Origin of the sequence: Photobacterium sagamiensis (assembly GCF_050337085.1) — a bacterium.
In the GTDB taxonomy this organism is placed as follows: Bacteria; Pseudomonadota; Gammaproteobacteria; order Enterobacterales; family Vibrionaceae; genus Photobacterium; species Photobacterium sagamiensis.
In genome coordinates this window covers 131,482-147,703 of the sequence record NZ_JAKJSP010000017.1, presented here as the reverse complement: position 1 = coordinate 147,703, position 16,222 = coordinate 131,482, and the positions used below count along the sequence as shown (strand labels likewise).

At 46.4% G+C, this 16,222-nt stretch carries 13 protein-coding genes and 2 tRNA genes; all 15 read right to left on the bottom strand.

What is annotated here, in order from left to right; all coding sequences use genetic code 11:
* Positions 1–72: 72 nt before the first annotated feature.
* Complete coding sequence (gene nlpI, locus L4D76_RS07970; protein ID WP_428440399.1) at positions 73–969, bottom strand: lipoprotein NlpI; 897 nt, start codon at positions 967–969, stop codon at positions 73–75.
* Positions 970–1,182: 213 nt separating this feature from the next.
* Positions 1,183–3,306, bottom strand: a complete 2,124-nt coding sequence (pnp, locus tag L4D76_RS07965) for a polyribonucleotide nucleotidyltransferase (protein ID WP_428440386.1) — start codon at positions 3,304–3,306, stop codon at positions 1,183–1,185.
* 287 nt (positions 3,307–3,593) lie between these two features.
* On the bottom strand, positions 3,594–3,863 hold the full coding sequence (gene rpsO / locus L4D76_RS07960) for a 30S ribosomal protein S15 (RefSeq protein WP_428440385.1): 270 nt from the start codon (positions 3,861–3,863) through the stop codon (positions 3,594–3,596).
* Between the two features lie 274 nt (positions 3,864–4,137).
* Positions 4,138–5,082: a tRNA pseudouridine(55) synthase TruB gene (gene truB / locus L4D76_RS07955; protein ID WP_428440384.1), complete on the bottom strand. Its 945-nt coding sequence runs from the start codon at positions 5,080–5,082 to the stop codon at positions 4,138–4,140.
* Positions 5,082–5,486 (bottom strand): 30S ribosome-binding factor RbfA, encoded by a 405-nt coding sequence (gene rbfA, locus L4D76_RS07950; RefSeq protein ID WP_428440383.1) that lies wholly within the window; start codon positions 5,484–5,486, stop codon positions 5,082–5,084. Before rbfA ends, truB begins: the two co-directional genes overlap by 1 nt.
* A 123-nt stretch (positions 5,487–5,609) precedes the next feature.
* Positions 5,610–8,300, bottom strand: coding sequence for a translation initiation factor IF-2 (gene infB, locus L4D76_RS07945; RefSeq protein ID WP_428440382.1), 2,691 nt, complete (start codon positions 8,298–8,300; stop codon positions 5,610–5,612).
* A gap of 25 nt (positions 8,301–8,325) precedes the next feature.
* A complete protein-coding gene (gene nusA, locus L4D76_RS07940; protein ID WP_428440381.1) occupies positions 8,326–9,813 on the bottom strand; it encodes a transcription termination factor NusA in 1,488 nt (495 codons plus the stop codon).
* Positions 9,814–9,835: 22 nt separating this feature from the next.
* Positions 9,836–10,291 (bottom strand): ribosome maturation factor RimP, encoded by a 456-nt coding sequence (gene rimP / locus L4D76_RS07935; protein ID WP_428440380.1) that lies wholly within the window; start codon positions 10,289–10,291, stop codon positions 9,836–9,838.
* Positions 10,292–10,468: 177 nt separating this feature from the next.
* A tRNA-Met gene (locus L4D76_RS07930) sits at positions 10,469–10,545 on the bottom strand.
* Between the two features lie 57 nt (positions 10,546–10,602).
* Positions 10,603–10,687 (bottom strand) — tRNA-Leu (locus L4D76_RS07925).
* An 11-nt stretch (positions 10,688–10,698) separates the two neighbouring features.
* Positions 10,699–11,031 carry a preprotein translocase subunit SecG gene (gene secG, locus L4D76_RS07920; RefSeq protein ID WP_428440379.1) on the bottom strand — a complete coding sequence of 111 codons (333 nt, stop codon included), beginning with the start codon at positions 11,029–11,031 and terminating at the stop codon, positions 10,699–10,701.
* 204 nt (positions 11,032–11,235) lie between these two features.
* A complete protein-coding gene (glmM, locus tag L4D76_RS07915) occupies positions 11,236–12,573 on the bottom strand; it encodes a phosphoglucosamine mutase (RefSeq protein WP_428440378.1) in 1,338 nt (445 codons plus the stop codon).
* Between the two features lie 78 nt (positions 12,574–12,651).
* Positions 12,652–13,488 carry a dihydropteroate synthase gene (gene folP / locus L4D76_RS07910; RefSeq protein WP_428440377.1) on the bottom strand — a complete coding sequence of 279 codons (837 nt, stop codon included), beginning with the start codon at positions 13,486–13,488 and terminating at the stop codon, positions 12,652–12,654.
* 74 nt (positions 13,489–13,562) lie between these two features.
* Positions 13,563–15,506 carry an ATP-dependent zinc metalloprotease FtsH gene (ftsH, locus tag L4D76_RS07905; protein ID WP_428440376.1) on the bottom strand — a complete coding sequence of 648 codons (1,944 nt, stop codon included), beginning with the start codon at positions 15,504–15,506 and terminating at the stop codon, positions 13,563–13,565.
* Between the two features lie 49 nt (positions 15,507–15,555).
* Entirely contained in the window at positions 15,556–16,185 is a 630-nt protein-coding gene (gene rlmE / locus L4D76_RS07900; protein ID WP_428440375.1) for a 23S rRNA (uridine(2552)-2'-O)-methyltransferase RlmE, read from the bottom strand.
* Between the last annotated feature and the right edge of the window lie 37 nt (positions 16,186–16,222).

Genomic DNA, 16,222 nt, shown 5'->3' with positions numbered 1-16,222 from the left:
GTACCTATTAGTATAAAGACACAAAAGCCGCGAACATCGCGGCTTTTTCTTTAGCAAGTTTCTGATCAGGAATTATTCTGCTTCTGGCGATCCGTTTTGCGCTTCATACAGTGACCTCACCCGGCTAAGCTCAAGCAAGGCAAAACGATGTTCGACAAACTCGTAAACATTGCCTGCCAGCGTTAATTTATACAGCATGATAGCGGCAGGGTAATCACCTTGCAGCTCATAAGCCTTGGCGAGGTAGAAATAACCTTCGGTTAAGCGCTCTGCCAGCTGATCATTATTTTCGCTTTCTCCGGCTATTTGCGCTAAGAATTGGGATTCGGTGATTTCACCCAGGTACAAACTCACAATCTGCCAGCCCCAACTTTCTTTGTCACTCGCATCAAAACGCAGTTTTAACTTATCAATCGCCGCTTCAGGTGTGCGTTCCCGGTCCAGTATATATAACCAGATCACCCGATAAGGATCATTCAGATCCTGCTGGTAATGAGCAAGGAGATCTTCATGCGCCAGATCCAGTCGCCCCCCATAATACAGGGCAATACCGCGATTACGCTGAGCAAAAGGGTGCTGAACATTGAGCTCAAGGGTCGAATCAAAGGCTTCATATGCCGCATCGAAGTGGGCACTCTGCGTAAAATACACCCCCAGAATATTGAACACATCCGGCTGGTTCGCTTTCAGTGATAACGACTGATTAAAATCCAGGCGAGCCAAATCACGCAGGCCCAGACTGTCATTCAGCAAGCCACGTTCATAATACATTTGCGCGACGGTCGCTTTATCCAGATCATTGCGCTTTAATAGCTGATCAATACGCGCTAACTGAATTTGTTGCTGAATCGTTGGCTGAAGTGGCACTGCCATCGGTGGATGAGTCCAATTCGATTGAGATGATGCTGTACAGCCCGTTAATATCATCATCGCCGCAAAACATGCGAGCTTTAACCTGTTTGCTATCAATGCCGTTCTCCCTGACATACAAAAACCGTTCATCTCTTTCTGTCGCTGTTCAGTCACCGTTATATCGTTCAAGAGCAAAAGAAAGCGCGGGGTTTATAGTTATAAATTAGCACGTTCGATAAAAACTATTGGGTAATATTACAGTGTTCTGAATTGTTACTATAAAAAAAGGGGCTTATTAGCCCCTTTATAACATGCTTTAAGAAGAAAGACTTAGCCTTGTGGCTGCTCGTCTTGAGCTGGCGCAGGATTTTGCTCAGCTTGTGCTTCTTTCATGCTTAGGCGGATACGGCCCTGACGGTCAATTTCCAGAACTTTAACCTTAACTTCTTGGCCTAGCTCTAGGTGATCTGACACTTTCTCAACACGCTCCTGAGAGATTTGAGAAATATGAACCAGACCTTCTTTGGCACCGATAACAGAAACGAATGCACCAAAGTCAACCACACGCATTACTTTACCAGTATAGATGCGACCAACTTCAACGTCAGCAGTGATTTCTTCGATGCGGCGAATTGCTTCTTTCGCTGCAGTACCTTCAGTCGCGGCAATCTTGATTGTACCGTCATCTTCGATTTCGATCGTTGTGCCAGTTTCTTCAGTTAGTGCACGAATAACTGCACCACCTTTACCGATAACGTCTTTGATCTTGTCAGAGTTGATCTTCATCGTATAGATACGAGGAGCAAACTCAGAAATCTCATCACGGTGAGTACCGATTGCATCGTCCATCACGCTCAGGATGTGCTTACGCGCACCTCTAGCCTGGTTCAGAGCGATCTGCATGATCTCTTTAGTGATACCTTCGATTTTGATATCCATCTGCAATGCAGTGATACCGTCGTCAGTACCCGCAACTTTAAAGTCCATGTCACCCAGGTGATCTTCGTCACCAAGGATGTCAGAAAGAACAACAAAGTCGTCGCCTTCTTTAACAAGACCCATTGCGATACCCGCAACAGACGCTTTGATTGGCACACCAGCATCCATAAGTGCCAGAGACGTACCACATACAGAAGCCATTGAAGATGAACCGTTAGATTCTGTGATTTCCGATACAACACGTACTGTGTATGGGAACTCTTCAACAGAAGGCATTACTGCAGCAATACCGCGCTTAGCCAGTTTACCGTGGCCGATTTCACGACGCTTAGGAGAACCAACGAAACCCGTTTCACCTACACAGTATGGAGGGAAGTTGTAGTGTAGAAGGAAGTGATCTTTCTTCTCACCCATGATGCTGTCGATGATTTGTGCATCACGTTGTGTACCAAGCGTTGCAGTAACAAGTGCCTGAGTTTCACCACGTGTGAACAAAGAAGAACCGTGAGTACGTGGAAGAACGCCAGTACGTACGTCTAGCGCACGAACCATGTCTTTTTCACGGCCATCGATACGTGGGTTGCCCGCAATGATGCGGCTACGTACAACGTGCTTCTCTAGAGAACTTAGCATGCCGCGGATTTCGCGCTCATCAAGTTCTTCGCTCTCAGCAAGAAGGGCTTCAACAACGTCGTTCTTAATAGAACCAACTTCGTCGTAACGCGCCATTTTCTCAGTAATCTGGTATGCATCAGAAAGGCGAGTTTCAGCTTTATCAGCAACGCGCGCTTTAAGTTCGGTGTTAACTACCGGAGCAGCCCAATCCCAAGAAGGAGTAGCAACTTCAGCGGCAAATTCGTTGATTGCATCGATAACAACTTGCTGCTGGTCGTGACCATAAACAACAGCTTGCAGCATTTGTTCTTCAGACAGACGATCAGCTTCTGATTCAACCATCAGAACAGCGTCTTTAGTACCAGAAATAACAAGGTCTAGACGGCTTTCTTGAAGCTCAGTGTTGCTTGGGTTAAGAACTAGCTGATCGTTGATGTAACCAACACGTGCCGCACCGATAGGACCATTGAATGGCAGACCTGAAATCGCCAGTGCCGCAGACGTTGCGATCATAGTGATCATGTCTGGGTTTACGTCTGGGTTTACAGAAACCACTGTCGCAATAACCTGAACTTCGTTTTTGAATGCATCAGGAAATAGCGGACGAATTGGACGGTCAATCAGACGTGCAGTCAGTGTTTCGCCTTCAGAAGGACGACCTTCACGCTTGAAGAAACCACCTGGGATTTTACCTGCAGCGTAAGTACGCTCTTGGTAGTTAACTGTTAGCGGGAAGAAGTCTTGGCCTTCAACCGCTTTTTTCTTGCCAACTACAGATACGAACACAGACGTATCGTCCATGCTAGCCATAACAGCGGCTGTCGCTTGACGCGCCATAACACCAGTTTCAAGGGTAACTGTGTGGTTACCGTACTGGAAAGTCTTTACGATAGGATTCACGTGAATTTCCTTAAATATTATCCGCTTTCTATTTGCGTCGTTAAGTATATCTGACACAAGGAAAAGCGTCATGTGATGAAACCCACTTTACGATGATTTCACACATCGCGACTAATGATAATTCTCTACTGAATAGCCAATATCGGCTTAATCGTAAAAAACTGTCATTAGCCGCGACCTTTAGGTCGGGAGAACGACTGCTCAATCAGGGTAAAGTTTAACTTTCGGAAAAGTTGGGGCTGTAATAAAAAGAAAGGAGCCATAAGGCTCCTTTCTCGAAAGCAATCTTAGCGACGTAGGCCTTGACGCTTGATAAGATCTTGGTAACGGTCAAGACTCTTACCTTTTAGGTAGTCTAGAAGCTTACGACGGCGAGAAACCATACGTAGCAGACCGCGACGGCTGTGGTGGTCGTGTTTGTGAGCAGCAAAGTGACCTTGAAGGTGGTTGATTTGTGCTGTTAAAAGCGCAACCTGAACTTCAGGTGAACCAGTGTCGTTTTCACATTGTGCGTAGTCAGCAACGATTGCTGCTTTAGTTTCTGCATTCAGAGACATAACTCTTCCTAATACTAGATGTTTTAATTTGTGCCGCCAATCTCTGATTCAGCCGGCACCCAAGCCGCGAATTATACGGGTAGCTATCCTCGACTACAAGGGAATATTAAAACAAGGAGAGAGTTTCTAGGGGCAAGGTATGAGAATAGATCCTGGGTCCTGCAGGCAGATATAAAAGAGCAGAATATTCTTGTCAAATATTCTGCTCTAGTAATACGCAAAGCTCAAGGCAGCTCTTTCTAGTCCCTAGGACCCAGCAACCTAGAACCTGCTGTTAAGCTTGCTGATTCGCCATCACACGCTTTGGTGCCAGCATATCGTCTTGGTCAATTTCACCAATACCGATAAACTCACGCTGCTCACCGACGGTAATACGCACTAACGTTCCAGTTTCAGGTACACGACCCGCATTAACCGGATTACCGTTAAGTACGTAAACCGCACTCGCCGGTAAGATATTCACCTCAGGTAAATCCTGGACGGCGCTATCGGTTGGTAGCAATAGCGGATCAAGCAGTTCGCTTGGCGACATTTCCTGATCATTGGCTTGATCAAGCAAGGCCTGTAACTGCTCCAATGTCACAACACGTTCCATTGGATAGTTGGAAACCCCGGTACGGCGGAGGTAAGTCACGTGCGCGCCACAACCTAGCATTTCCCCCAGATCATCAACAATAGTACGGATGTAGGTACCTTTCGATACATGCAGTTCCATCTCGACTTCGTTGTTGTCGAACCGGAGCAGCTCAACAGAGAACACCGTGATCTTGCGTGACTCACGAGGAACCTCGATCCCTTCACGGGCGTACTCATAGAGTTTACGGCCCTGGTATTTCAGTGCCGAGTACATAGACGGAATTTGATCCGTTGTTCCGCGGAACTTGGCGATGCAACGCTCCAGCTGACCACGGTCGACCTTCACTTCGCGCGTTTCCACCACTTCGCCGTCAGAATCTGAGGTATCGGTACGCTCACCCAGCTTCGCAATCACACGGTAGCGCTTGTCTGAATCTAGAAGAAACTGAGAAAACTTGGTCGCTTCACCAAAGCAGATTGGCAGCATACCGGTAGCCAATGGATCCAACGCTCCAGTATGGCCCGCTTTTTGCGCAAAAAAGATACGCTTTACTTTCTGCAGCGCATCATTCGAGCTAAGTCCGGTTGGTTTGTCGAGTAGGATAACCCCATCGACTGGACGACCCTTACGACGACGTGCCATTACTTATCCTCACCTTCTTCTGTGTTGTCTTCATCAACACGACGCTCTTCGTCATCACGAACAGCATTAGAAACTAAGTTTGAAATACGCATACCTTCAGTTAATGATTCATCGAAGATAAACGTAAGTTCAGGTGTTACACGCAGGCGAATTTGCTTACCAAGAAGTGAGCGAATATACGGTGCCATTTCACGTAAAACAGCTAGGCTGCCTTGTGCTGTTTGTTCGCCGATAGTGAAGAATGTTACAAACACTTTCGCGTAACACATATCACGTGATACTTCGACGCTTGAAATTGTTGTCATGCCAATGCGCGGGTCTTTAAGCTCACGCTGAAGGATAACCGCAAGTTCTTTTTGTAGCTGTTGCGCTACACGTTGGGTGCGGCTGAATTCTTTTGCCATTTTAGCTATCTCTCTTAAAGAAGAGGGCTCTCTTAAAGAAAAGGCTCTCTTGCAAGAATGGGGAGCCGAAGCTCCCCATTGGTTTGTTTGTTTACTTACCTAGATAAGTAACGACCTTGGCTATTAATCAAGGGTACGTTGAATTTCAACGATTTCATAAACTTCGATCTGGTCACCAACGCGAACATCATTGTAGTTCTTAACGCCGATACCACATTCGTAGCCGTTCTTAACTTCGGCGACATCATCTTTAAAGCGACGTAGTGATTCTAGCTCACCTTCGTAAATAACAACGTTATCACGTAGCACACGGATAGGGTTGTTACGCTTAATCAGACCTTCAGTTACCATACAACCAGCGATTGCGCCGATCTTAGGTGACTTGAATACCTCACGTACAGCTGCAAGACCCCTGATTTCCTGACGGAATTCAGGTGCCAGCATGCCGCCCATTGCTGCTTTCACTTCGTCAATCAACTGATAGATGATTGAGTAGTAACGCAGGTCAAGGTTTTCATTATCAATCATACGACGTGCAGGTACATCAGCACGTACATTGAAACCAAGGAGGATAGCGTTTGAAGCTGCTGCTAATGTCGCATCAGTTTCAGTAATACCACCAACACCAGAACCAACAACGTTCACTTTAACTTCGTCAGTAGACAGTTTCATTAGTGAATCAGCAATCGCCTCGATAGAACCCTGTACATCAGCTTTTAGTACTACGTTCAGTTCAGCAACGTCACCTGCAGTCATGTTAGAGAACATGTTTTCAAGTTTCGCTTTCTGCTGGCGTGCTAATTTAACATCGCGGAATTTACCTTGACGGTAAAGTGCAACTTCACGTGCTTTACGCTCATCACGAACAACAGTCGCTTCGTCACCAGATGCCGGTACGCCAGAAAGACCTAAGATCTCTACAGGAATAGAAGGACCAGCTGACTCGATGTCTTGACCATTTTCGTCGCGCATTGCACGAACACGACCATGCTCCAGGCCACAAAGAACGATATCGCCCTTACGTAAAGTACCAGACTGAACCAGAACAGTTGCAACCGGACCACGGCCTTTATCAAGACGAGATTCAACAACAACACCGCTTGCCATGCCTTCTTTCACTGCTTTCAGTTCAAGAATTTCAGACTGAAGCAAAATAGCTTCTAGCAGGCCGTCAATGTTGGTACCTTGCTTAGCAGAGATGTGAACAAACATGTTCTCACCGCCCCACTCTTCAGGGATAATATTGTACTGAGCCAGCTCGTTCTTAACGTTGTCTGGGTTTGCGCCTTCTTTATCGATCTTGTTCACAGCAACAATCAGAGGTACACCGGCCGCTTTCGCGTGCTGGATAGCTTCAACTGTCTGTGGCATCACGCCATCATCTGCCGCAACAACAAGTACAACGATATCTGTCGCTTGAGCACCACGGGCACGCATAGCAGTAAACGCTGCGTGTCCTGGAGTATCAAGGAAAGTGATCATACCGTTACCGATTTCAACGTGGTATGCACCGATGTGCTGGGTAATACCACCGGCTTCGCCTGATGCAACGTGTGCTTTACGAATGTAATCCAGTGTTGACGTTTTACCGTGGTCAACGTGACCCATGATAGTAACAACAGGTGCACGAGATTCAACGACAGTCGTGTCATCACGGTCAGACAGTATCGCTTCTTCTAGTTCATTCTCTTTACGAAGAATAACTTTGTGACCCATTTCTTCAGCAACCAGCTGTGCAGTTTCCTGGTCAATTACCTGATTAATGGTAACCATAGCGCCCATCTTCATCATTGCTTTGATGATTTCAGTCGCTTTTACTGACATTTTGTTTGCCAGTTCAGAAACAACAATGGTTTCGCCAATGACAACATCAGACTTAGCAACGGTTGCTGATTTATCAAAACCGTGTTGCATTGATGTCGGCGCATTAACCTGTGGTTTCTTCTTACCACCGCGACCGCGTTGGTTACGACCACCACGACCTTTAGGGCCACGATCATCAGCTTTTTTAGCTGCAGGTTTTTTCTTACGACGAGTACCAGTAACTTCTTCTTTACGGTCTTGCTCATCTTCCGCGGCACGGGCATGAGTAGACGTCGTTACGTGGTAATCTGATTTTTCCATATTGGTTGTGCTCTGATCAGTTTTCGACCAGTCTTTTTCATTAACTTCTGCCATTTTGCGGGCCTCTTCTAGCTGACGCTGACTTTCTTCTTCGGCTTTACGCTTGGCTTCCTCTTCCCGGCGATGTTGCAGTGACTCAGTTTCACTCTTAGCCTGTTCATCAACGGCGGCGCGCTTAGCCTTCTCTTCGGCTTTACGCTTATTCTCTGCTTCACGCTTCGTCTTATCCTCGACGTTACGCTTAGCCTTATCTTCTGCGTCACGTTTGGCTTGTTCTTCAGCCAAACGTGCCTCTTCTGCTTTACGTGCTGCTTCTTCTGCATCTTGCTGAGCCTGAGCTTCACGTTGAACAGTTTCTTCCGCGGCACGTTTCTCTTCATCAAGAGCCGAGCGTTTTACATAGGTGCGCTTTTTGCGCACCTCAACTTGTACGTTTTTGCTCTTACCACCCGTACCAGAAACACTCAGTGTACTGCGCGTTTTACGCTGCAAAGTAAGACGAGATGGAACTTCGTCAGTACTGTCACCACCATGCTCTTTTTTCAGATGGGATAACAGTGACTGCTTCTCGCTCTGGCTTACACTATCTTCAGCTTTCTTGCTAATACCAGCGTCTGAAAATTGTTGAAGCAACCGATCGATAGGCGTACCCACTTCCTCGGCCAATGCTTTAACTGTAACTTCTGACATACTGCTTCTCCCTTGCTTAATTTTGTTACGCTTCGTCGCTGAACCAGCAAATGTTACGAGCGGCCATAATCAACTCACCCGCTCTTGCTTCATTCATCTCTTCGATATCGAGCAAGTCATCAGTACCCTGATCTGCAAGATCTTCAAGCGTGCTAATACCTTTCGCGGCTAACTTAAACGCCATATCACGCTCAAGACCATCCAGGCCTAAAAGATCGTCAGCAGGTTCAACACCTTCAAACGACTCTTCCTGAGCAAGTGCAATAGTAGTCAGAGCTTCTTTCGCTCGATTACGAAGTTCGTCGATAGCCTCTTCATCAAGACCCTCAACATCCTTTAGCTCGCTTACTGGTACGTAGGCGATTTCTTCTAGCGTAGTGAAGCCTTCTTCAACCAGAACGGTTGCGAAGTCTTCATCAATATCCAAGTGTTTAGTAAACACTTCAATCGATGCTTGGGCTTCTTTCTGGTGCTTTTTCTGCAGATCTTCCACAGTCATCACGTTGAGTTCCCAGCCTGTTAGCTGAGAGGCCAAGCGGATGTTCTGACCATTACGACCAATTGCCTGAGCAAGGTTATCCTGCTCAACAGCAATGTCCATCGTGTGGTTGTCTTCATCAACGATGATTGAACTGACTTCTGCCGGTGCCATAGCATTAATAACGTATTGAGCTGAGTTCTCATCCCAAAGCACGATATCAATACGTTCGCCGCCTAGTTCATTAGACACGGCCTGAACACGCGCACCACGCATACCAACACACGCACCGACTGGGTCAATACGTTTATCGTTAGTTTTCACTGCGATTTTTGCACGAGAACCAGGGTCACGCGCCGCACCCATAAGTTCAATCAGCTCTTCGCCAATTTCTGGCACTTCAATGCGGAACAGTTCCGTTAGCATTTCTGCTTTTGAACGTGTCATGAATAGCTGGAAACCGCGCGCTTCAGGGCGAACAGAATACAGCAAACCACGTACTCGGTCGCCCGAACGGAAGTTTTCACGTGGTAGCTGATCGTCACGCTGAATAACAGCTTCAGCATTATTACCCAAATCGATAATAACCGCGTCACGATTCACTTTCTTGACAATACCAGTGATTAGCTCACCTTCGTTATCAATAAACTGTTCAACAATTTGTTCGCGCTCAGCTTCACGTACTTTTTGTACGATTACTTGCTTGGCAGTTTGTGTCGTAATACGGTCGAACGTTACTGATTCGATATCGTCTTCTACAAATCCACCTAGCTCGATAGTTTCATCATCAAACTGTGCTGCTTCAAGTGTGATTTCTAACGTAGGTTGTGTGACTTCTTCAACAGCAACCCAACGGCGGAAAGTTTCAAAATTGCCCGTTTTACGGTCAATCGCAACGCGAACTTCAATTTCTGCTTCGCTTTTTTTCTTTGTCGCTGTTGCAAGTGCGATCTCAAGAGCTTCAAAGATACGCTCACGAGGAACAGCTTTCTCATTAGATACCGCTTCAACGACAGCCAAGATTTCTTTGTTCATTTCTAATGCCCCAATTTAGCGGTTAGAATTTTGGAATCAGGTTGGCCTTGGAAATATTGCTCAGTGCAAACGTTTCGTCATTGCCATCTACTTTAAGAGTGACTAACTCACCTTCAACGGCAATAATGTCACCTTTCCACTTACGACGATTATCCATCGCCATTTTTAGCACCAGGCTGACCTCGTGACCAATAAATTGTTGGTAATGTGCTGCTTTAAACAGTGGCCTCTCAAGACCAGGGGAAGACACCTCCAGGTGATAAGCCACGGTGATTGGATCTTCTACATCCATAACGGCACTAATTTGGCGGCTTACTTCGGAACAGTCATCAACATTAATGCCATTTTCATGATCAATGAATACACGTAATGTTGAATGTTCACCCGCACGGATGAATTCCAAACCTACCAGTTCATAGCCTAAAGCTTTGACAGATCCGTCAAGCAGTTCGGTTAATTGCGTCTCTAAAGCTGTCAAGACAACCCCCCGGAAACAAAAAAAGGGCCTAAAGCCCAGTAAATACCTGAATGGTCATGTTTCAGATAATAAAAAACCCCGAATTACGGGGTTTTTTATTACTGGACCCTGATTATCACAGCACGCTGTGATAGAAAACAAACAACCTATATTTAGAATAGTCTGTTTTCGGAAAAGTGGTTGCGGGGGCCGGATTTGAACCGACGACCTTCGGGTTATGAGCCCGACGAGCTACCAGACTGCTCCACCCCGCGTCCGAATCTAAGCGCATTATATCGCTCAGACGTTACTCTTTCAAGTAATCAGTATAATGGTGCCGAGAAGGGGACTTGAACCCCTACACCTTGCGGCACTAGCACCTCATGCTAGCGTGTCTACCAATTTCACCATCTCGGCTAAATCTTTATTTACTGAGGAATGTCACTGTTTTCAGAAACGCTCTCAGTTTTATCTACAGTTTGCTCCGTTGCTGGGGCACTTAGCTCTTCCCAGCCACTTTTCTCTGCTGCTTGCTTAGCACTTATGTTGCCAAGAACCAGACTAATTACAAAGAAAATCGTCGCAAAAACTGCTGTCATTCGGGTTAAGAAATTTCCAGAGCCGCTAGCACCGAACAATGTTCCAGAAGCGCCAGCCCCAAATGAAGCTCCCATATCTGCGCCTTTACCTTGCTGAACCAGAACCAGGCCAATAACACCAAGCGCAGCCAACAGATAAATCACAAGTAGAATTTCGTACATGGGTTCCACCTATGTCCATATGGTTGTGCCGACTTTGCTAAAGCAGCGCCAGCGTTCTCCCGCAATTTAGGAGCGGGGGAATATTAGCGAATGCTTGCTGCAGTGACAAGTAAAATCTCACCAAATAGTTAATAAGGCGAATTACTTGAACAAGTTTTAAACAAAACCGGCAACAGGGTAACCATTTAATCTAATAATTACAGACTAACAGTTATCTTTAACGGCCTGAGCGATTTCCAATGCATATTCTTTAACAGAATCGCCGTCTTCGCCTTCAACCATAACGCGAATTAATGGCTCTGTGCCCGACTTACGCAACAAGACACGTCCGGTATCACCCAATTTCTCTTCAACCGCTTTTTGCGCTGCGATAACCGCTTCAGATTTCAACGGATCACCAGCCCCTTTAAAACGTACATTTTCCAGTACCTGAGGGAACATTTTCATGCCATCACACAGCTCTTTCAGTGTCATCTTGCTGTCAACTATCGATGCCATCACCTGCAAGCCTGCAACAATGCCGTCACCGGTAGTGATTTTATCCAGTAAAATAACATGACCTGAATTTTCGGCACCGATCAACCAGTTATGCTTTTTCAGCTCTTCCATCACATAACGATCGCCGACTTTAGAGCGAACAAACGGAATACCCAGGTTCTTAAGCGCAACTTCCATGCCCAGGTTCGTCATCAGGGTACCAACCACACCGCCTTTCAATTCACCACGACGCAGGGCGTCACGGGCAATAATATAGGCAATCTGATCACCGTCGACCTTGTTCCCTTCGCCATCGACCATGATCACACGGTCGCCATCGCCATCTAACGCAATACCGAAGTCAGCTTTTTCTTCCAGTACTTTCGCTTGCAGTGCCCGAACATCCGTTGCACCTACTTCAGCATTGATATTGGTGCCATTAGGCTCACAGCCAATTTCAACCACATTCGCTCCAAGTTCACGCAGCACCTTAGGGGCAATGTGATAAGTGGCACCATGGGCACAGTCGACCACAATATTAAGCCCAGACAGGTTCATATCATGAGGGAAGGTACTTTTACAAAATTCAATGTAACGGCCCGCCGCATCCACAATTCGCATCGCTTTACCGAGTTGGGCTGACTCAACACAAGTCAGCGGCTTTTCTATCTCAGCTTCAATGGCCAGTTCCACTTCATCAGGTAACTTGGTACCTTCTGAAGAGAAAAATTTAATACCGTTATCGTAGTAAGGATTATGGGAAGCCGAAATCACGATGCCCGCTTCGGCACGGAATGTACGCGTCAGGTAGGCAACAGCCGGGGTTGGCATCGGGCCGGTAAAGGCCGCTTGCAAGCCTGCAGCAGCAAGCCCGGCTTCAAGTGCTGATTCCAGCATATAACCCGATATTCGGGTATCTTTACCAATCAATACTTTTTTTGTGCCTGTCTTCGATAAAACGCGACCCGCGGCCCAGCCAAGTTTCAACACAAACTCCGGCGTAATAGGCCCTTCGCCAACCAAACCACGAATACCATCGGTACCAAAATACTTACGTTCAGCCATTATTAGCTCCTAGCAATTTATTGTGATTTTCTATGCAACCTTTCAGCAATAATCGTTGTTATCACATTCAGGCAACAATTATATTATTTCTTGTTCCAATGTCATTTTGCACACTTTCAGTACATCAACCGTTTCGAGTGCATCGTGCACACGAATAATCTGCGCGCCTTTCATTGCCGCAATCGTGGCACACGCTAAGCTTCCGGCAAGACATTCAGCAGGCTGTTTGTTTAGCAGTTTAAATATCATCGATTTTCGTGACATACCGACTAATAGCGGTAAGCCAAATTGATGGAACTTATCGAGATGTGCCAACAACTGATAATTATATTCGAGGGTTTTACCGAAACCGTACCCTGGATCAAGTAGCAACTGCTCGCGACGGATGCCTGCGTTTTCGCACGCTTGCACACGTTCTGCAAGAAATTCACTGACATCTGTGATCAGATCATCATAATGCGGCTGAGCTTGCATTGTACGCGGCTGACCTTGCATATGCATTAAACAAATAGGCACATGTGCCTTTGCCGCAGCCTCTAATGCACCAGGATCTTGTAACGCTCGCACATCATTAATCAAATCAGCGCCCGCCATCACAGCTTCTGTCATGACTTGAGCTTTACTGGTATCAATTGAAATCCAACAGTCAAAGCGCTGTCGAATGGCTTCAATCACCGGAACAACGCGCTCGAGTTCTTGTGCTAGAACGACATCGGAAGCACCCGGCCGGGTCGATTCACCACCGATATCAATAATACTGGTACCCGCTTCAAGCATCGCATCGACATGTCGTAATGCATGATCAAATTGGTTGAATTGACCACCATCCGAAAATGAATCAGGGGTAACATTTAAAATACCCATGGTATGTGGATAAGAAAGGTCGAGTGTTTTTTCTTTGCTAGTCAAAATCACGAATCACTGCTCCATGATAATTTGAATAAAAAAAACCCCGACATTAGTCAGGGTTTTAATCTTTTTAAAGGCAATTAAGCTTGTGGCTTATCGTCTTCTTTTGGCTGTTCTGATTCAGTGCTCTCAGCAGCAGCTGGAGTCTCGTCAGCTTTGCTGTCGTCTGAGTCAGTTGATGCTTTTAACGTATCGTCAGTATCACCCCAGCCTTTCGGCGCACGGATCTCTGTCTTACGCGCCATCAGATCATCAATCTGACCAGCATCGATCGTTTCGTACTTCATCAACGCATCTTTCATTGCATGCATGATATCCACGTTCTGAGACAGGATTTCACGTGCACGCTCATAGTTGCGGTCAATCAGAGCACGAACTTCATTGTCAATTGCGCGAGCTGTATCATCAGACATATGTTTAGTCTGTGTTACCGAGCGACCCAGGAATACTTCACCTTCATCTTCAGCATAAAGTACCGGCCCCATCTTTTCAGAAAAGCCCCACTGGGTAACCATTTTACGGGCAATATCAGTTGCACGCTCAATGTCATTTGAGGCACCCGTTGATACTTTATCTGAACCGTAGATCAACTCTTCAGCCAGACGACCACCGTAAAGGCTTGAAAGCATCGATTCCAGGAATTCGCGTGAGTGGCTAACACGATCTTGCTCAGGCAAGTACATGGTAACACCCAACGCACGACCACGAGGAATAATCGATACTTTATAGACGGGATCATGATCCGGAACCAAACGACCAATAATCGCGTGACCCGCTTCGTGATATGCCGTCGCTGCTTTCTGCTCTTCAGTCATAACCATCGACTTGCGCTCTGCGCCCATCATGATTTTGTCTTTCGCCAGTTCAAATTCCACCATTGAAACTACACGCTTGTTACCACGCGCTGCAAACAGTGCGGCTTCGTTAACTAAGTTTGCTAAATCAGCACCAGAGAATCCCGGAGTACCACGCGCAATAAGAGCCGGTTCTACATCATTTTCTAATGGAACTTTACGCATGTGAACTTTCAGGATCTGCTCACGACCACGAACATCGGGCAGACCAACCACGACCTGACGGTCAAAACGACCAGGACGAAGCAGGGCCGGATCCAATACGTCGGGACGGTTGGTTGCGGCGATAACAATGACACCTTCGTTACCTTCAAAACCATCCATTTCAACCAGCAACTGGTTCAGGGTTTGCTCACGCTCATCATGACCACCACCAACACCAGCACCACGTTGACGACCTACCGCATCGATCTCATCAATAAAGATAATACAAGGCGCAGATTTCTTCGCTTGCTCAAACATGTCACGGACACGGGACGCACCCACACCGACGAACATTTCAACAAAGTCAGAACCAGAGATAGTAAAGAACGGTACTTTCGCTTCACCGGCAATTGCTTTTGCCAATAACGTTTTACCCGTACCAGGAGGACCAACCAGCAAGATACCGGTAGGGATTTTACCCCCTAGCTTCTGGAAACGGCTTGGATCACGTAAATAATCAACCAGCTCTTTAACGTCTTCTTTGGCTTCATCACAACCGGCAACATCGCCGAAGGTTGTTTTGATCTGGTCTTCACTCATCATACGCGCTTTCGATTTACCGAACGACATGGCGCCTTTGCCACCACCGCCCTGCATTTGGCGCATAAAGAATATCCAGACACCAATTAGAAGCAGCATCGGGAACCAAGAGATGAAGATAGAAGCAAGCATGCTTGGCTCTTCAGGTGGTGTGCCCAACACTTTCACATTAGCGTTGATCAGGTCGTCTAACAGTTTCTGATCGTTATAAACAGGTAGGTAAGTGACGTATCGCGTGTTGTCACGCTTAAATACGGTGATTTCACGCTCATTGAATCGTGCTTCCCTTATCTGATCCTGACCGATTTCACGGACGAACGTCGTATAATCGACTTGACGGCCAGCACTATCACTGGGACCGAAGCTCTGAAATACAGACATCAGAACCACAGCGATAACCAACCACAAAATCAAGTTTTTTGCCATGTCACTCAAGGTGTTAGCCTCGCAATCACTTAAAGATGAATGTAGAGTACTACAGTTTGTAACCTGTAGCCACAATGTAGACCTCACGAGAGCGATCTCGGGATGAGTCTGGTTTACGGATTTTAACCACTTTGAACATGCTTCGAATTTCAGCTAAGTACAGATCAAAGCCTTCCCCTTGGAAAACTTTTACCGCAAAGCTGCCATTCGGCGCAAGTACTTGTCGACACATATCTAATGCTAGTTCAACAAGATACATTGCTCTAGGTTGGTCTGATGCAAGATTGCCACTCATGTTAGGTGCCATATCCGAAAGTACCACATCCACCATATCGGGTTGAATACGTTCTAACAGTGCATCTAACACAGCTTCTTCTCGGAAATCACCTTGCAGGAAGCTCACCCCTGGCAGTGAATCCATCGTCAGAATATCACAAGCAATAACCTGACCACTATCCCCAACAATCTCTGCCGCATATTGTGACCAACCACCAGGTGCAGCACCAAGGTCGACCACAGTCATGCCGGGTTTAAGCAATTTATCTTTGTTCTGAATTTCTTCAATTTTGAAGATAGCGCGAGAACGATAGCCCTTTTTTTGCGCCTCCAGAACATATTTATCATCAAAATGTTCTTTCAACCAGCGACCAGAGCTGGCTGATTGTTTCTTTCTACTCATGCTTTACCTAATGAGTTGCCGTATTTATTAAGTATAC